This window comes from Streptomyces sp. x-19 (assembly GCF_046549115.1).
Taxonomy (GTDB): Bacteria; Actinomycetota; Actinomycetes; order Streptomycetales; family Streptomycetaceae; genus Streptomyces; species Streptomyces albulus_C.
In genome coordinates, this window is sequence record NZ_JAJPWK010000007.1 from 1 (window position 1) to 17,009 (window position 17,009).

The 17,009-nt window shown below is 72.8% G+C and carries 17 protein-coding genes; 9 read left to right on the top strand and 8 right to left on the bottom strand.

From position 1 onward, the window contains the following. Positions 1–146 precede the first annotated feature (146 nt). Entirely contained in the window at positions 147–1,142 is a 996-nt protein-coding gene (locus tag ACLJT4_RS18825; protein WP_411123424.1) for a hypothetical protein, read from the bottom strand. Between the two features lie 193 nt (positions 1,143–1,335). Between ACLJT4_RS18825 and ACLJT4_RS18830 the strand changes: the two genes are divergently transcribed. The 3 genes from ACLJT4_RS18830 (at position 1,336) to ACLJT4_RS18840 (ending at position 3,390) form a co-directional block, all read left to right on the top strand. Then, entirely contained in the window at positions 1,336–1,668 is a 333-nt protein-coding gene (locus ACLJT4_RS18830) for a hypothetical protein (RefSeq protein WP_038524522.1), read from the top strand. Positions 1,669–1,781: 113 nt separating this feature from the next. Continuing rightward, positions 1,782–2,240 carry an SRPBCC family protein gene (locus ACLJT4_RS18835; RefSeq protein ID WP_233661194.1) on the top strand — a complete coding sequence of 153 codons (459 nt, stop codon included), beginning with the start codon at positions 1,782–1,784 and terminating at the stop codon, positions 2,238–2,240. 250 nt (positions 2,241–2,490) lie between these two features. Beyond that, positions 2,491–3,390 (top strand): RNA polymerase sigma factor SigF, encoded by a 900-nt coding sequence (locus tag ACLJT4_RS18840; protein ID WP_411123425.1) that lies wholly within the window; start codon positions 2,491–2,493, stop codon positions 3,388–3,390. 39 nt (positions 3,391–3,429) lie between these two features. Here the strand turns inward: ACLJT4_RS18840 and ACLJT4_RS18845 are convergent, their stop codons facing one another. The 3 genes from ACLJT4_RS18845 to ACLJT4_RS18855 form a co-directional block, all read right to left on the bottom strand. Then, positions 3,430–4,803 (bottom strand): cryptochrome/photolyase family protein, encoded by a 1,374-nt coding sequence (locus ACLJT4_RS18845; RefSeq protein WP_411123426.1) that lies wholly within the window; start codon positions 4,801–4,803, stop codon positions 3,430–3,432. Further along, positions 4,800–6,350, bottom strand: coding sequence for an SDR family oxidoreductase (locus tag ACLJT4_RS18850; protein ID WP_411123777.1), 1,551 nt, complete (start codon positions 6,348–6,350; stop codon positions 4,800–4,802). Before ACLJT4_RS18850 ends, ACLJT4_RS18845 begins: the two co-directional genes overlap by 4 nt. 139 nt (positions 6,351–6,489) lie before the next feature. Beyond that, positions 6,490–7,077 (bottom strand): TetR/AcrR family transcriptional regulator, encoded by a 588-nt coding sequence (locus ACLJT4_RS18855; protein ID WP_411123427.1) that lies wholly within the window; start codon positions 7,075–7,077, stop codon positions 6,490–6,492. 112 nt (positions 7,078–7,189) lie between these two features. Between ACLJT4_RS18855 and ACLJT4_RS18860 the strand changes: the two genes are divergently transcribed. Continuing rightward, positions 7,190–7,609, top strand: coding sequence for a nuclear transport factor 2 family protein (locus ACLJT4_RS18860; protein ID WP_411123428.1), 420 nt, complete (start codon positions 7,190–7,192; stop codon positions 7,607–7,609). A gap of 41 nt (positions 7,610–7,650) precedes the next feature. Then, positions 7,651–8,526, top strand: a complete 876-nt coding sequence (locus ACLJT4_RS18865; RefSeq protein ID WP_411123429.1) for an NAD(P)H-binding protein — start codon at positions 7,651–7,653, stop codon at positions 8,524–8,526. A gap of 72 nt (positions 8,527–8,598) precedes the next feature. Here the strand turns inward: ACLJT4_RS18865 and ACLJT4_RS18870 are convergent, their stop codons facing one another. Together ACLJT4_RS18870 and ACLJT4_RS18875 are read right to left on the bottom strand one after the other, a co-directional pair. Beyond that, positions 8,599–9,648: a cytochrome P450 gene (locus ACLJT4_RS18870; RefSeq protein ID WP_411123430.1), complete on the bottom strand. Its 1,050-nt coding sequence runs from the start codon at positions 9,646–9,648 to the stop codon at positions 8,599–8,601. A 76-nt stretch (positions 9,649–9,724) separates the two neighbouring features. Further along, entirely contained in the window at positions 9,725–9,814 is a 90-nt protein-coding gene (locus ACLJT4_RS18875) for a tryptorubin family RiPP precursor (RefSeq protein ID WP_020930389.1), read from the bottom strand. 422 nt (positions 9,815–10,236) lie between these two features. Here ACLJT4_RS18875 and ACLJT4_RS18880 point away from each other — a divergent pair, with 422 nt between their 5' ends. Genes ACLJT4_RS18880 through xylB form a run of 3 tightly spaced genes read left to right on the top strand, consistent with a single transcriptional unit; the run spans position 10,237 to position 13,557 of the window. After that, positions 10,237–11,028, top strand: a complete 792-nt coding sequence (locus tag ACLJT4_RS18880) for a DeoR/GlpR family DNA-binding transcription regulator (RefSeq protein WP_411123431.1) — start codon at positions 10,237–10,239, stop codon at positions 11,026–11,028. A gap of 53 nt (positions 11,029–11,081) precedes the next feature. Beyond that, a complete protein-coding gene (locus tag ACLJT4_RS18885; protein WP_411123432.1) occupies positions 11,082–12,080 on the top strand; it encodes a zinc-dependent alcohol dehydrogenase family protein in 999 nt (332 codons plus the stop codon). Positions 12,081–12,123: 43 nt separating this feature from the next. Further along, positions 12,124–13,557, top strand: a complete 1,434-nt coding sequence (xylB, locus tag ACLJT4_RS18890; RefSeq protein ID WP_411123433.1) for a xylulokinase — start codon at positions 12,124–12,126, stop codon at positions 13,555–13,557. On the opposite strand, the gene ACLJT4_RS18895 is transcribed toward xylB, so the two are convergent. Next, complete coding sequence (locus ACLJT4_RS18895; RefSeq protein ID WP_411123434.1) at positions 13,527–14,510, bottom strand: helix-turn-helix transcriptional regulator; 984 nt, start codon at positions 14,508–14,510, stop codon at positions 13,527–13,529. The two genes, xylB and ACLJT4_RS18895, sit on opposite strands and share 31 nt — an antisense overlap. A gap of 104 nt (positions 14,511–14,614) precedes the next feature. On the opposite strand from ACLJT4_RS18895, the gene ACLJT4_RS18900 reads away from it, so the two are divergent. Further along, entirely contained in the window at positions 14,615–15,022 is a 408-nt protein-coding gene (locus ACLJT4_RS18900) for a DUF3224 domain-containing protein (RefSeq protein ID WP_016575932.1), read from the top strand. A gap of 45 nt (positions 15,023–15,067) precedes the next feature. Here the strand turns inward: ACLJT4_RS18900 and ACLJT4_RS18905 are convergent, their stop codons facing one another. After that, positions 15,068–16,867 (bottom strand): coagulation factor 5/8 type domain-containing protein, encoded by a 1,800-nt coding sequence (locus tag ACLJT4_RS18905; protein WP_411123435.1) that lies wholly within the window; start codon positions 16,865–16,867, stop codon positions 15,068–15,070. Positions 16,868–17,009 lie beyond the last annotated feature (142 nt).

Sequence of the window (17,009 nt, forward strand, 5' to 3'; positions counted from 1 at the left end):
CGGCCTCGGGCGGGGAAGTGGCGCCGCCCCTCCCCCACCCTCACCCGCCCTTGAACAACACCCAGCCCCCCCTGCTGCCGCGCACCTCCCCCCCGGGCCCCCGGCGGGTCCCGGCACCCGGCGGCGCCACGGCTCAGGCCCGGTCCTCAGATGTCCAGGGCACCCCGGAAGCGGCCGTGGCCGACCTCCGGGTCGGTCACGGCGAGCCAGCCGTGGCCGACCCGGTCGAGCACCTCCACCACGGTCGGTTGGACGGAGATCGAGGAGGCGACCTCCTCGGGGTCGCGCACCCCCTCGGCGTACTCCTCGGCGGCTTCGGCGTCGTAGTCCTCCGAATCCGGGTCCACGTCCTCGTCCGGCATCAGGTCCCGCTCGAATTCCATCGGTTCGCCGATCCACTGCGGATCGCCGTAGGTGCGGTAGCCGCGCCGGTCCTGTCCGTTCTCCGAAACCCACCACACCCACGCCCCGTCGTACTCGTCGACGGCGTAGAAATGAGCTTCTCCGCAGTGCGCACTGAGCCGGGTCACGACCTCCGCCCAATTCTCGTTGAGGTAGTCGGCGCCGTAGACGAGTCGCCAGCCCTCGAATTCCGGGGTGATGAAGACCCGGTAGGAAGTGGCGTCGCTGCCGTCGTCCGCGGGGCGGCTCAGTGAGTTCTCGTGGTGCACGGCGGCGGACAGTCCCATGGCCGTGGTGACGGGCCGGGCGTCGTGCAGGCCCAAAGCGTCCACGATGTCGGCGACTTCCGCCTTGGGCACCGCGACCCAACGGTCGGCGGGCAGGTCGCCGGGTTGCTCGTCCGGCAGCTTGATCCGCACCAACCGTTCGACGGCGGCCCGGTCCGCGTCGCTGAGCGCATCGCCGCCGCCGAGCTCGGCCAGCATGCGCAACGCGGCGGCTCGGAGGGCGCCCGGACCGTGTGCCCGCACCTCGCGCAGCGGGGCCAGCGCCGCGGTGCCGATATCTTCCAGACACAATTCGGCGGCCATTCCGCCGGGCGTTCCGTCGTTCTTCAGCAGCGGCAGCAGGTACGGAACGACCGGGGCCCCGAGAGCGGTCAGTGCGTCCCGCGCGGCTGCGCGGTCGTCCCGACTCTCGGCGGCCAGTCGACGCACCAGTGCGGCAATCTCCTCACTCATGCACCCGACCCTAACCGAGTGGAACGAAGGGCTTCTCCGCTCCGCCCGGAAACCTGGAGTACGGTCGCGGCGAGGGCCGCAACGCACGCTCCGACAAGGACAACTCCGCGCCGGACGACAGCTTTTCTCCCGATTCTCGCCCCGCATTTCACATGTGCCAGGATTTCCCCACCACGACAGACGAGGAAGCACCATGACACCCGACCACGACTCCCCCACCGGCCCGCAGTCCGTTCCCACCAATTCCGACGAGGCCCTGGAAATCGTGCGGACCGCGTTCGGTGAGCCGCGTTCCTTCGACGGGAGCCCGGCCCCCTTGCAGGTGCGGGAATTCGACCTCGGCTACCTCGTCTACGCCACGTACGCCAAGCCGGTGGACGCGAACGGACGGCCGCTGCCCACGCCGCCGGGCGGTAGCAGCTTCGTCGTCGCCAAGGGCACCGGCACGATCTCCACACTCCCCAACTACCCGCCGGATCAGGCCATCGCGCTCTACCGGAAGCAGCGGAACGAAAAGGACAAGTAGGGAGAGCGGGCGGGCCGCGCGGGGCAAAAAGGGCGGCGTTGTGCTGGTGCCGGGCGGTCGTCCGACACCAGCACAACGCCGCCCTTTTTGCCCCCTTGAGTTAAGTTCCTCCCATGTCCAACAACGAAGCGATCCGTGTCCCCGACCTCTCCTCCCGGCCGCACGAGCTCTCCGTCGAACGCCTCATGGGCGCGCCGCCCGCCGCGCTGTACCGGGCCTGGACCGAGCAGGTCGACCGATGGTTCGCGGCCCCCGGCTCGGTGCTCATGCAGGGCCGGCCGAACACCGCGTTCTTCTTCGAGACGGAGCACGAGGGGGCCCGCCACCCGCACTACGGCCGTTTCCTGCGCCTCGAACCGGACCGACTGGTCCAGCTGACGTGGGTCACCGGTGCGGGTGGCACCGAGGGCGCGGAGACCGTGGTCACGGTCGAATGCGCCGCCGAGGGCGCCGGGACGCGGCTGCGGCTGACCCACGCCGGATTCGCCGACGAGGCGGCGCGCGACCGGCACCGGGAAGCCTGGCCGCACGTCCTGGAGCAGCTCGACCGGCGGATCGACGCGTCCGGCTGACAGCCGGTCACGGCCTCCGGTGACGCCGGCCCCACCGTCCTTCCGTCGCCCGCCCCACGCTCCCGCCCCCGCACCCCGCCGTTCAGGGGACGCGCTTGGGCCAGTGGAGGCCCGTCGCGCCGCCGCACCACGCCGTTCGACCGGACGTCAAGGCCCCGCGTGGCAGAAAAGGAAGGGTCGGTGTTTCGTTCCGCGGACGAAGGGCAGACGCCGCTTACCGGACCATGATCCAAATTATGGGAGGGCAGCCATGACGACGGCAGTCAGCACGCACACGGGAATCCGGCACGGCCACGTCCAGGGCCCGGAGCACCGGACCGTGAGCTCCGGAACGGGCGGGCTGCCGTACGTAGCGGACGCCTCCAAGGTCGCGCCCAAGAGCGCCAAGGCGCTGTCCCGACCGTTCTTCGAGCGGCTCGCGGAACTGGAGGAGGGCACCCACGCGTACCAGTACGTGCGCAACACGCTCGTGGAGATGAACCTCTCCCTGGTCCGGTACGTCGCGGCCCGGTTCCGCAACCGCGGTGGCGACCCGAGCGAGATGGAGGACATCGTCCAGGTCGGCACCATCGGGTTGATCAAGGCCATCGACCGTTTCGACCTCTCCCGCGAGGTCGAGTTCACGACCTTCGCGGTGCCCTACATCATGGGCGAGATCAAGCGGTTCTTCCGCGACGCCACCTGGGCGGTGCACGTGCCGCGCCGGCTCCAGGAGCTGCGGATCGAGCTCGCCCAGGCGAAGGAGCGCCTGTTCGCCCGCCTGGACCGGGACCCCACCGTCGCCGAGCTCGCCCAGCACCTCGGGATCGGCGAGGACGAGGTGATCGACGGGTTGATCGCCGGCAACGGCTACACCGCCGGTTCACTGGACCAGCCCACCGACCCGGCGGACGACGATTCGGCCCGCACCCTCGCCGACGCCCTCGGCGACGAGGACCCGCGGCTCCAGCTCGCCGAGGACCTGCACGCCCTGACGCCCCTGGTCCAGAAGCTGGACGGGCGGGACCGCAGGATCCTGACCCTGCGGTTCGTCCACGAGAAGACCCAGTCGGAGATCGGCGAGGAGCTCGGGGTGTCGCAGATGCACGTCTCCCGGCTGCTCGCACGGATCCTCGGGCGACTGCGGACGGGGCTGGTCGGCCAGTCCTGACCCACCCCCACGGACGGGCCGTCGGGCACCGCGGGCCGGTCAGTCGCGGCTCCGGGCGCGCTTGAACCGCGCCAGTGCGTCGTCGAGTTGGACCACGGGCTCGGGATAGTCGTAGCCGGCGCGTTCGTCGGCCCGCAGCCGCCACGGCTGGTGGACCGCCGGGGCGGCGAGCCCGGCGAGTTCCGGCACCCAGCGGCGGACGTAGGCCCCGTCGGGGTCGTACCGCTTGGCCTGGAGCAGCGGGTTGAGGACGCGGTTGGGGCGGGTGTCGGTGCCGGTTCCGGCCACCCACTGCCAGTTGAGCTGGTTGTTGGCGACGTCTCCGTCGACCAGCAGGTCCAGGAAGTGCCGGGCGCCCACCCGCCAGTCCACGTACAGCGTCTTGGTGAGGAAGCAGGCGGTGAGCAGGCGGCCGCGGTTGTGCATCCAGCCCTCGTGGCTCAGTTGGCGCATGGCCGCGTCGATCACCGGGTAGCCGGTGCGGCCGGCCTTCCAGGCGGCGATCTCCTCGGCCGCCGCTTCCTCGCTGCGCCAGTGGTCGTGCCGGGTGCGGTAGTCGGCGGTGGACGCGGCGGGCCGGGCGGCGAGGACCTGGTGGTGGAAGTCGCGCCAGGCGAGCTGGCGGACGAACGCGTCGGCGCCGGCGGCCCCCTGGCTGCGGGCCCGCTGCACCAGCTCGACGGGTGACAGGGTGCCGAAGTGCAGGTGCGGGGAGAGCCGTGAGGTGGCGTCGCCGGCCAGGTCGTCGTGGCGGTCGGCGTACTCCGCGGCGCCGCTGCGCAGCCAGGCCGTCAGCCGCTTGCGGCCCACCGTTTCGCCGCCCTCGGCCAGCCCCTCGGAGACCCCGGACCGGTCCTCGGTCGACGGCAGGTCCGCCGAGTCGAGGTGGTCGGGCACCGGCACCTTGCGGGGCGCGGCCAGCGGATCGCGCAGGTGCTGTTGGGACCAGTGCCGGAAGTAGGGGGTGAAGACCGCGAAGTGGTCCTTGGCGGCGGGGGCGACCGCGCCCGGCGCGACCGCGGTGATCACCGAGTCGTGGACGCACAGCCGGCGCCGCTCGGCTTCCAACGCGCGGCGCAGCTTCTCCTCACGGCGGGTGGCGTAGCCGCTGACCCCGGCCGCCAGGTGCACCTCGGTGGCGTCCGCCTCCGTGGCCACCCGGCACACCTCGTCGACCACGTCGCCGGCCCGGATCACCAGGCGGCCGCCGCGTTCGCGCAGGCCGGCGTCGAGTTGGGTGAGGCAGTCGGCGAGGAAGGCCCGGCGGTTGGGGGTGGCGAATCCGGTCGCGGCGAGGGCGTCGTCGTGGACGAACAGCGGCACCACCGCGTCGGCGGAGCGCAGCGCCGCGCGCAGCGGCGGATGGTCGTGCAGCCGCAGATCGGAGGTGTACAGGACGACGGCGACGGTCACCGGGCGACTCCCTTGTCGGACGGGTCGGACGGGTCAGTCGGGGCGGTGACCGCGGCGGCGCGGGCGATGTTGCGCGCCATCCCGCCGAACACCACTGCGTGGAAGGGGGACACGCTCCACCAGTACGCGTGGCCCAGAAGTCCATGCGGGTGGAAGACGGCGCGCTGCCGGTAGTGCGACCGTCCGTCGCCGGTGGCCCGGCAGGACATCTCCAGCCAGGCAAGGCCCGGCAGTCGCATTTCGGCGCGGAGCCGGAGCAGCCGGCCTGGTTCGATCTCCTCCACCCGCCAGAAGTCCAGCGAGTCGCCGACCCGGAGCCGGCTGGCGTCGCGCCGGCCGCGGCGCAGTCCGACGCCGCCGACCAGCCGGTCCAGCCAGCCGCGGATGACCCAGGCGAGCGGGAAGGAGTACCAGCCGTGCACGCCGCCGACGCCTTCGATGACGCGCCAGAGCGCGTCGCAGGATGCGTCCACGTCGAGTTCGCGGCAGTCGCTGTAGAGGCTGCCGCCGGCCCAGTGCGGGTCGGTGGGCAGGGGGTCGCTGGGGGCGCCGGGCACCGAGGCGGAGGACCAGCGGGTGGTGACCTGGGCCTCGCGGATGCGTTGCAGCGCCAGGGACACCGCGGTGTCGAAGCCGAAGGGGTGGCCCGGCGGGTCGGGCACGTAGCGGGTGATGTCGTGTTCGCGGCAGACGACTTCGTTGCGGAGCGACTCGGTGAGCGGCCGGGCGATCTTCGAGGGTACGGGGGTGACCAGGCCGACCCAGTGGCTGGAGAGCCTCGGGGTGAGCACCGGGACGGGCAGGATGAGCCGACGCGGCAATTCCGCGATGAGCGCGTAGCGGCCCATCATCTCGCGGTAGGTGAGGACCTCCGGGCCGCCGATGTCGAACGTGCGGTTGACGTCCGCCGGCAGTCCGGCGCAGTCGACGAGGATCCGCAGCACGTCGCGGACGGCGATCGGCTGCGTCCGGGTGTGGACCCAGCTCGGGGTGACCATGACCGGCAGCCGTTCGGTGAGGTAGCGCAACATTTCGAAGGACGCGGAGCCGGAGCCGATGATGACGGCGGCGCGCAGCACCGCGGTCGGCACGCCCGAGTCCATGAGCACCCGGCCCACTTCGGCGCGCGACCTCAGGTGCGGCGAGAGTTCGTCCTCGGGGACGCCGGAGGGGGTGAGTCCGCCGAGGTAGACGATGCGTCGGATGCCGGCGGCGCGGGCCTGTTCCCCGAAGATCCGGGCGGCCCGGCGGTCGGTCTCCTCGAAGCCCTTGCCCGTGCCAAGGGCGTGCACCAGGTAGTAGGCGACGTCGATGCCGTGCATCGCGGCGCCCACCGAGGCGGCGTCGGTGACGTCGCCGCGGACCGCTTCGACGTCGCCTGCCCAGGGGTGGTCCCGCAGCCGGTCCGGTGAGCGCGCCAGGCAGCGGACGGTGTGCCCGGCGGCCAGGAGTTCGGGCACCAGGCGGCCGCCGATGTACCCGGTGGCACCGGTGACCAGGCAGGCCGGTCCGCGGCGTTCCTCCGGAGCCGTCTCCCGGTCGTTCATGCCGCCGCCACCGCCTGCCGTCTCGTTCTCGTACTGCTTCCCCGCCATCACATCGGCTTCGGGGACCCGTTCGGCTGCGCCACGCCGCCGGTGCGGTGCGGACTCGGCGCCGGCGGGCGTCGCTCCGCGGCCGGGTTGTTCAGCGCCGCGCGTCGTCCGGCAGTACGGAGTGGACGTAGGCGGCGAGCCGGGTGCGGATCTCCTCGACCGAGAGCCGCTCGACGGTGAGCAGGTGGGCGATGAGGTCGGCGCGGACGGCGGCCAGCAGGGCATGGGCGACGAAGCCGGCGCGCTCGGCGTCGGTGCACTGGGCCAGGCTGTCCCGCAGTGTCGTGTGCCACCAGGTGTAGGACGGGCTCTCGTACGGGCTCGACGCGCCGGCCTCCTCCAGGACGAGGTAGAGGCTCTGGTTGTCGAGCTTGAAGCGGGCGAGGGCGTCGAGCACGGCGGGGACGCGCTGGTGGGCCGGGGCGTCGGGACCCAGGGGGGCGGGTCCCTCGGCGACCGCCCGGCGCAGCGGTGCGGTGCGGCGTTCGGCGAGCGCCTGGAGCAGGCCCGCCCGGTCGGTGAAGGCCCGGAAGACGGTTCCCTTGCCGACGCCGGCGGCCGCGGCGACGGCGTTCATGCTCACTTCGGCGGGTCCGTTGCGGGCGAACAGTTCCTCGGCGGCGTCGAGGACGGCTTCACGGCTGCGCACGGCGTCGGCGCGCCGTCGGGGTTCGGGCACGGCAGGACCTCTCTTGCAAAGCGGACCGTCGGTCCGTATGGTCGAAGCGGACCGGCGGTCCAACCGTATCGGACGACCGCACCGCACGCATTTCCCCACGACGAGGAGCGAGATGAACCGCACCGCGCCCACGCACCGGAGCCCCGAAGAAGTCTTCCGCCACGGGCTCCGGCTCCTACTGGACCAGGACGTCGCCGGCTGGATCGACCTCTGGGCCGAGGACGGCGTCTTCGAGTTCCCCTACGCGCCCGAAGACCGCCCGCGCCGCCTGGCGGGCAAGCCCGCCGTCGCCGCCTACATGCGCGCCTATCCCGACCACATCGAACTGCACGACTTCCCCGAGCTGACGATCCACCGGACCGAGGACGTGCGGACGATCATCGTCGAGATGAGCGCCGTCGGCCGACTGGTCGCCACCGACGGGCCGTTCGCGATGTCGTACGTCGCGGTCGTCACGGTCGTCGACGGCCGCATCACCCACTACCGCGACTACTGGAACCCACTGGGCATCCCCGCCTCGATGCGCGGCTGACCGCGCCCCACCGACCGAGCCCCCGCACCAGGAAGGTCCCCGTGACCGCGTTCCGCAGCACCCCGCCCACCGCCGGCCCACTACTCGTCACCGGCGCCACCGGCACGACCGGCAGCCGCCTCGTGGCCCGGCTGACCCGGGCCGGACACCCCGTCAGGACCGCCGCCCGGCGGGCGACTCCCGTCACCGGCACGGAGCCGGTGACCTTCGACTGGTCCGACCCGACCACGCACGACGCGGCACTGATCGGCGTGCGCGCGGTCTACCTCGTGCCGCCGCCCGGGGCCAGCGAACCCGCCGCGGTGATGCTGCCGTTCCTGGACCGCGCCCGGCGGGCCGGGGTCCGCCGGGCGGTCCTGCTGAGCTCCTCACTGATCCCCGTCGACGGTCCGGCGACCGGGGCCGTCCACCGGGCCCTGCCCGACGTCTTCCCGGAGTGGGCGGTGCTGCGCCCCTCCTGGTTCATGCAGAACTTCACCGGCCGGCACCCGCACGCCGACGACATCCGCACCGAGGGCCTCCTCACCACGGCCACGGGGCGGGGCAGGGTCGCGTTCATCGACGCCGAGGACATCGCCGCGGTGGCCGCACACGCCCTCACCGACCCGACGCCCCACAACACCGACTGGATCCTCACCGGACCGCAGGCCCTCTCCTACGACGATGTCGCCACCGTCCTCACCGAGGTCACGGGCCGACCGGTGCGCCACCGGTCGGTCCCCGTAGACGAGATGCGGGCTCGGCACGCGCGGGTGGTGCCGCCGGAGTTCGCGGCGGTCCTGGCCGAGCTGGACCGCCGGATCGCCGACGGCGCCGAAGACCGGATCACCGACGCGGTCGCGCGCATCACCGGTCGGTCCCCCCGCTCCTTCACCGCTTACGCCGAGGGCAACTTCGGTGCGTTGACTGCCTCATGACGTATCGTCAATGAATCACCGGTCGATCGCGCCGCCGCTCCGCCCGCCACGCGGGCCTCGGCCCCGCCCGCGTCAGCCGCGCGTCACCCGGACCTCCGCCACTTCCATCAGGCCGTCGAGTTCGACCCGGCCGACGGTCTGGGCCGGGCGCACCGTGAGCCCGTCCCGGCGCACCAGGTCGAGGAGGCGTTCGGCGAGCGGCAGCACCATGTGACGGCCCCAGCAGCGTTCGTTGGCGTGCCCGAACGGCAGATAGCCGGGGTGATCGTCCGGGTCCAGGTCCGCCCACCGCTCGGGGCGGAAGGCGTCCGGCTCCTCCCACAGCGCGGGATCGCGGTGACTCAGGAGGGGCAGCAGCAGGACGTCGTCCGCCGGGCCGATCCGGGTGTCCAGCGCGGTGAATTCCGGTGAGGCCACCCGGAGGATGTTCCAGGACGGCGGCAAGAGTCGGAGCGCCTCGGCGAGCAGGTGCCGGTTCGGCACGGAATCGTCGAACGGTGCCCCCAGCCAGACCGCGTTGGTGACCAGTGCGGCGACGGTGAAGCAGATGGGTGCGGCCACCCGTCGGTAGAGGTACATGGCGTAGCGGCGGTCGGGGAAGCCGGTGGCGCCGAGGACGAGGGCGGCGAGCTTCGAGAGGGGTTCCGTGCTGTCGGGGCGGCGCAGCAGGGCGGCGCCCGACGTGACGGCGGACCAGGTCAGTTTCGGGGTGAGCTCCAGCCTGCGGTCGACCAGGACCCGGAAGCGCAGGAGTTCCCGTCCGAAGACGAGGTCCCGGAGGTAGGCGTGCGGAACCTGCGGCCACGGGCCGGTCAGATCGACCGGCGCCTCCAAGGGGCGTTGCAGCGCCTTCCGCACGTCCGCCGCGACGGCCTGCATGTAGGTGGCGGCGTCGGCCCGGCTGACGTGGCGGCCGAGGACCGGTTTGAAGGTCGGGCGCTCCTCGGCGTTGGCCGGCCGGCTGCGGAGCAGGGCGTCCATCAGGTCGGCGCCCCCGACGCCGACCGTGGTGGGCTCCAGTCGGAACAGGTCCTGGCCGGTGTGCTGGCTGAGCAACGCGTCGATCCTGGGCGCGAAGCGCACCTGCCGGCCACCACGGCTGCCGGTCGATCGCTGGGGCATCGGGAACCTCCGGGAACACGGCCGGCGGCGGGCCGTCACGCCCGACCCGCCACCGTCCTCTACGGGCGTGGGCCGATCAGATCCAGCCGTACCACGCGTACGCCTTGAGGCTCTTGTCGCTGCGCATCCGCTTCACGAGACGAACGAACTTCATCCGTACCTCCATCGAGGGGAAGGGTTGTCCCCCAGTGGCAAGCCGTCGAATGGGCCTTCGACCGCGGCAGAAGTGAATGCCGGGACCCGGGCGGCGTCAAGTGACCCGGATCACTCCAAAGAACAACCGCCTCATGTTTCACGGGCGTTCGCGGCGCGAGGCGACGCGGAGTGGGCGATTGATCCTGATGTAGCGGATATACATGCCAAATAGCGCATAGAACAGCGGCGTTGGTGAATGTGTTGAAGCATCAAAATTTTACGGAACGGACGGTCGAGCATCCGGCTCGGCGCGGGGCGCAGCGCGACCCCCTACCCGTCCCGCATGACGCCCACCACGCTACTTCACACAAAGTGTGTGATGTTCTAGGGTGGCTCCGCGCCGCCGCAGTGACGCGCCGGCCGGGATGACGAAGGGACGGAGGGACACCCGCGATGCGACCGAGCCGTGGCTCCGAGGCCGAGGTGGAGGAGCGCCGACAGGCGGTACTGCGCCTGGTCGCGCAGGGCGGTGAGATCCGCATCGCCGCACTCGCCGAGCGGATGCGGGTCAGCCTGATGACCATGCACCGCGACCTGGACAACCTCCACCAGCGGCAACTGCTGCGCAAGGGCCGGGGCGTGGCGACGGCGTTCCCCGACGTCACCATGGAGAGTGCGCTGCGCTTCCGCGAGCACGCCCACGCCGACGTGAAGGCCGCGTTCGCCGAGGCGCTGGTGGGCGAGGTCGCGCCCGGCGACACGGTGCTGATCGACTGCGGCTCCACGCTCTTCCCCCTGGCCCGCCGGCTCGCCGCCGTCGACGGGCTCCGCGTCATCACCAATTCGCTGCGGGTCACCGCCCTCCTGGCCGGCTCCCCGGTCGAGGTGACGGTGCTCGGCGACCGCTACTACGAGGACTTCGAGTCCTGCGCAGGCCCGCAGGCCCGGCGCCAGCTCCAGGACCTCCGCGCCGACCTCGCCTTCGTCACCGCGACCTCGGTCCGCGAGGGCCGGCTGTTCCACCCGGTGCACGCCTACGCGGAGTCCAAGCACGCCTACCTCCGGGCCGCCGACCGGGCCGTCCTCGTCGTCGACCACAGCAAGTTCGGTCGCACCGCGACCCACCCGTACGGCGACGTCGGCGGCTACGACCTGATGGTCACGGACGCCGCGACGCCGGAATCCGAGGTCCGGGCCGTCCGGGACCTCGGCGTCGAGGTACGCACCGTGGACCCCGGCACCTGAGCCGCACCCCGCCTCCGGAACCTCCGCCTCCGTTCCCCGAGAAAGGCCCCGCCATGCGCGCCGTCGTCATCCACACCCCCGGGCAGTACGAGGTCACCACCGTCACCGATCCCGTCCCGGGCCCCGGCGAGGTCGTCGTCGCGCCGGCCGCGGTGGGCATCTGCGGGACCGACGTGCACATCGTCCAGGGGGAGTTCGCCCCCACCCCGTACCCGATCGTGCCGGGCCACGAGTTCACCGGCGAGGTCGTCGCGCTGGGGGCGGGAGTGACCGGACTGCGCACCGGGGAACGGGTCGCAGTCGACCCGTCCCTGTTCTGCGGGGCCTGCCACTACTGCGCCAACGGCCACGGCAACCTGTGCGAGAACTGGGGCGCGATCGGGGACACCGTGGACGGCGCGATGGCCGAGTACGTCAAGGTGCCGGCGGCCAACTGCTACCGGCTGCCGGAGAGCGTCGAGTTCCCCCAGGGCGCGCTGATCGAACCGCTGTCGTGCGCGGTGCGCGGCTTCGACGTCCTGCCCCGCCGGCTCGGCGACCACTACCTCATCTACGGCGCCGGCACCATGGGCCTGCTGATGCTCCAGCTCGCCCGGACCGCCGGGGCCGCCTCCCTCTCCGTCGTCGACATCAACACCGACCGACTGCGGGTCGCCGAACGGCTCGGCGCCGACGCCACCGCGGTCGGCGCCGCGGAGTTGGACCGGCCGCAGGGCTGGGAGACCGTCATCGACTGCACCGGTGTGATCCCCGTCATCGAGGACGGTCTCGGGCGGGTCCGCCGCGGCGGCACCTTCCAGCAGTTCGGCGTGGCGCCGTCCGCCGCCACCGCCGCCTTCTCGCCGTTCCGGGTCTACAACGACGAGATCACCATCGTCGGGTCGATGGCCGTCCTGCACAGCTTCGGCCGCGCCGTGGACCTGATGGCGAAGGGCGTCGTCGACGCCGACACGATGATCACCCACCGCTACCCCCTGGACGACTTCGACGCCGCGCTGCGGACGTTCCGGGAGGGCTCCGGCCGCAAGATCCAACTGCACCCGCAGCGCTGAACTCCCTTTCCCCACCCTCCCGTTGCACGGAAGCGACATCGCCATGCCCACCGTTGCCGGGGTGGACTCCTCCACCCAGTCCTGCAAGGTCGTCGTCTGCGACGCCGATACCGGGGAGGTCCTGCACCGGGGCCGCGCCCCCCACCCCGAGGGCACCGAAATCGCGCCCGCGGCCTGGTGGCGCGCCCTGCGCGAGGCCGGCGACGGCCTGCTGGACCGCGTGGACGCCCTCGCCGTGGCCGGGCAGCAGCACGGCCTGGTGGCCCTCGACGCGGCCGGACGGCCGGTGCGCGACGCCCTGTTGTGGAACGACACCCGCTCCGCCCGGGCGGCCGCGGACCTCGTCGACGAGCTCGGCGGCCCGCAGAAGTGGGCCGAGGCGGTCGGCACGGTACCGGTCGCGGCCCTCACCGTGGCCAAACTGCGCTGGCTGGCGGAGCACGAGCCGGCGCACGCGGACCGCACGGCACGGGTGCTGCTGCCGCACGACTGGCTGACCTGGCAGCTGTGCGGCGGGCCCGGGCACGCCACACCGGTCACCGACCGCGGCGACGCCTCGGGCACCGGCTACTGGTCACCGGTGCACGGCCAGTACCGCCACGACCTGTTGGCCCGCGCCTTCGGCGGACGCGAACCCCAACTACCCCGGGTCCTGGGCCCGTTCGAGCCGGCCGGGCGCACTCCGCAGGGCGCCCTGGTCGCGGCGGGCACCGGCGACAACATGGGCGCGGCCCTGGGACTCGGCATCGGGCCGGGCGACGTGGTGGTCTCACTGGGCACCAGCGGCACCGTCTTCGCCCGCGCCGCGCACCCCGCCGCCGACCCCGGCGGCGCCGTCGCCGGCTTCGCCGACGCCACCGGCCGCTTCCTGCCCCTGGTGTGCACCCTCAACGCCGCCCGGGTCCTGACGTCCACCGCCCGCCTGCTCGGCGTCGCCCTCGACGACCTCGACCGGCTGGCGCGGACCGCCGCCCCGGGCGCCGGCGGGCTGGTGCTCCTGCCGTACCTCGGGGGCGAACGCACCCCCAACCTCCCGGAGGCGGCCGGCAGCCTGCTGGGACTGCGCCACGACACCATGTCCCCGGCGCACTTCGCCCGCGCGGCCGTCGAGGGCATGCTGTGCAACATGGCCGACGCCCTGGACCGGCTGCGCGCACAGCACGTCGAGGCCCGCCGGGTGCTCGTCATCGGCGGGGCGGCCCGGGCGCCGGTGGTCGGCGAGATCGCCGCGGAGGTCTTCGGCGTCCCCGTCGCCGTGCCCGAACCCGAGGAGTACGTGGCGCTGGGCGCCGCCCGCCAGGCGGCCTGGGCGCTGGCCGGGACCCCCGAACCGCCGCCCTGGCCGCGTCCCGTGGCCCGCGAGGTGCCCGCACCCGCGGACCCCGGGCCGGGCCGGCAGATCCGCGCCGCGTACGCCGCCGCCCGGGCCACCGTGCACGAACGCGGTCACGTCGGGGCGTCGGCCGTCGTGCCGTAGCGGCCGGCCAAGGCGGCCACCGTCGCGGCGACCGCCCGGCGCAGCTCGGGCGGGCCGAGGACCTCCGCCTCGGCCCCCAGTCGGAGCAGGTCGCCGACGGCCACGGCGGGCCCCTCGACCGGCAGGCGCACCTCCGTCCACCCCTCCGCGTCCGGTGCGCCGGCCTCCGCCAACGCCCGCCGGCCGGCCGCCCCGTAGAACATCGGCAGCAGCCGGTGCGCCCGCGGGGAGATGCGCAGGTGCGCGGTGTCCCGGTGCAGCTCCGCCTCCAGGCGGCGGGACGACTCCGCCCAGTAGGCGGCCAGGTCGAAGCCGGTCGGACGCACGAACACCTCGTCCGTGAGGTCGACGGCCAGGAACCGCGCGATCCGGTACGTCCGCACCGCCTCGTCGACGAGGGCCGCCAGGTACCAGATGCCGCCCTTGAGGACGATCCCGAGCGGGCGCAGCTCCCGGTGGACCTCGCCGCGCCAGCGCCGGTAGTGGGTGCGCACCACCCGCTGTTCCCACACGGCCCGGGCGACCGGCGCCAGGTGGGCGACCGGATCGGCGTCGCGGAACCAGGCCGGGGCGTCCAGGTGGAAGCGGTCCTGGATCAGCCGGGTGCGCTCGGCGAGCTCCGCCGGGAGCGCGGCCTGGACCTTCAGTTGGGCCGTCGCCAGCACCGCGCCCAGCCCCAGGTCCCGGGCGGGGCCGGGCACCCCGGCGAGGAAGAGCGCACCGGCCTCGTCGTCGGTGAGCCCGGTCAGTCGGGTGCGGTAGCCGGCCATCAGGCGGTAGCCGCCGTCCGGCCCGCGGTCGGCGCGGACCGGGACGCCGGACGCGCCGAGTGCCTCGACGTCCCGGTAGACCGTGCGGACCGACACCTCCAGTTCCGCGGCGAGTTCGGGGGCGGTCATCCGCCCGCGGTTCTGGAGCAGCAGAAGCAGGGCGAGGAGCCGGTCGGCGCGCATGGCCCGATTGTCCCGCGTACCTGACAGGAGGTGTCAGGTACGGCCGACAGACTGGTCGCACATCGCCTCCGCACCCACCGTGCGGCAGATCGGAAGGACACCCCATGCCCGCGCAGACCACCGGCCGCATCACCTTCGCCAACTGGGAGGAGCGCCCCGTCGGTGGCGAGGGGGCGGGCCCGCGGCTCGCCCACGCCTCCGTCACCAACTCCTTCTCCGGCGGCATCGAGGCCCCCGACACGACCTGCGAGTACAGCCTGGTCTACACCTCGGAGAAGACCGGCGCGTTCACCGGGCTGGAACTCCTGACCGGTCGGCTGGACGGGCGGGCGGGCACCTTCGTCCTGGAGGAGCGCGGCTCGTTCGACCCGGACGGCACGGTGCGCTGCACGTTCGACGTCGTGCCCGGATCGGGCACCGGGGAACTGGCCGGGCTGACCGGGTCGGGCGGCTACGTCTACCGGCCCGGCGAGCCGTCGTTCCCGTACGACTTCACCTACCAGGTGGGGTGAGCCGCGTGGGGCGGGCCGCGACCTGCGTGGCCCGCCCGACGTCCGTCAGGGGTACGCCACCACGGTCGACGGCACGGTCGAGCTGCCCGACGTCGGGGCGCCGGTGTCGTTGATGACGCGCTCGAACTGGCCCTTGCCGCCGAGCGACACCACCAGCAGGTCGTGGAACGTGACCCCCGGTGCGTTCGGGGCGGCGAAGCCGTGGTGTTGGACGATGCCGGGATCGACGTTGTAGAAGCAGTAGCTGCCGAGCCCCCACGCCTCGTGGCTGGTGACCGAGTCGGCGACCTTGTAGGCGGCGTAGCCCTTGACGTCGCCGTCCTGGACGGCGGCCTGGTTGGGGGCGTCGTACGCCTTCTCGTTCTGGAGGAAGACGGTACGGCCTCGCTGGCCGTACCACTGCACGTCGTACTTGTTGAAGTGCTCCACGAACAGGCCGGTGGCCAGGACGTCGTCGCCGTTGACGCGGATGCCGTAGTCGGCGCGGTTGGTGTCCCAGCCGACGCCGTCGCCGTGGTCGGCGCGCCAGACCCAGGTGTGGTCGACGAGGGTGTGCCGACTGTTGACGACGATGCTGGTGGTGGCCTTGCCGGGGCCCGCGCCGCCGATGCGCAGGAACACGTCCTGGACGGTGGTCGGGTTGCCGGCGTGGTCCGCCGAGGCGCCGTCCGGCCCGATTTCGAGCAGTGTGCGGGAGTTGACCGGTCCGGCGTCGATGAGGAAGCCGGCCAGGCGGATGCCGTCGACGTCCGCGGTCTTCAGAGCGGTGACACCGTTGTCGGGGATCAGTGTGGCGTAGCCGAGGCCCAGTACGACGGTGTTGGCCGCGCTCACGGTGATCGGCTCGTCGAGGTGGTAGATGCCGGGCGTGAGCAACAGGTGGAGCCCTTGGGTGAGGGCTTGGTTGAGGGTGGCCGCGGAGTCCCCGGGCTTGGCGACGTAGAACTGCGACAGCGGCAGGGAGGTGCCGCGCGGGGTGCCGTTGCCCCAGGTCACGCCGCGGGCGTTGGTCCGCAGCTCGGGCAGGAAGACCCGGTAGGCGTCGCCGTCGAGGTAGAGGAACGGCTTCTCCCGGGAGAGCGGGGTGGTGTCCAGCACGGTGTAGGGCGGGTTCGGGAAGGTCTGGGCCGGGGCGCCCTCGACGCCCGAGAAGACCATGTTCCACACCCCGTTGGACCAGCCGCCGACGGCGCTGTCGCGGCTGTACCACTGTTGTTGGGAGCGCGGCTCCACGGTCCCGTCGATGCGGCTGTCGGCGAGGTAGCCGCCGCTGGCCCAACCGTCGCCGGCGGGGGCCAGGTTGAGGCCGCCGCGGACGTGCATCCGGCGGAACGGCGCGGCCTGGGCGACGGCCCAGCGGTTGGTGCCGTTGGCCGGGACCAGGGCGAGGTTCTCGGCGGAGCGCCAGAAGTTCTGGGTGGCGTTGCCGTTGAACCAGCCGGCGTCCACGGTGACGTCGCCGTTGATGGTGGTGTCGTCGGGGGAGAGTCCCAGGCCGGCTATGGAGGTGTAGAAGCCGAGCTGGGCGTTGAGGCCGTGGTAGGTGCCCGGCGTGAACAGCAGGGCGTACCGTCCGGTGTCGAACTGGGCCTTCTCCTGCTTCGTGAACACCTCGTCGAGCTTCGCCTGGATGCCTGGCGTGGACGGGTCGAAGACCAGGACGTTGGGGCCGAGGTCACCGCCGCCGGGCAGGGCGCGCGGGCCCTTGCGCGCCGGAGCGGCGGCGGCTGCGGTACGGCCGAGCAGGGCGGGGGCGGCAGCGGCCGCGGCGGCGGCGCCGAGGACGGCTCGGCGGCCGACGGCGGGCCTTTCGGGGGTGGGGGATTCCTTGGAGGCAGGGGTCATGGGCGACCCTCCTGTTTCAGGAAGTGAAGACGTGGGGGGTGGGGAGCGTGCTCCCGCCGTCGCATGCTTCAGCTTCGTGAAGGGTGCGTCAAGAGGGGGACCGGAGTTCCGCGCGGTGACCACGAGACGCCAGCAACGTACG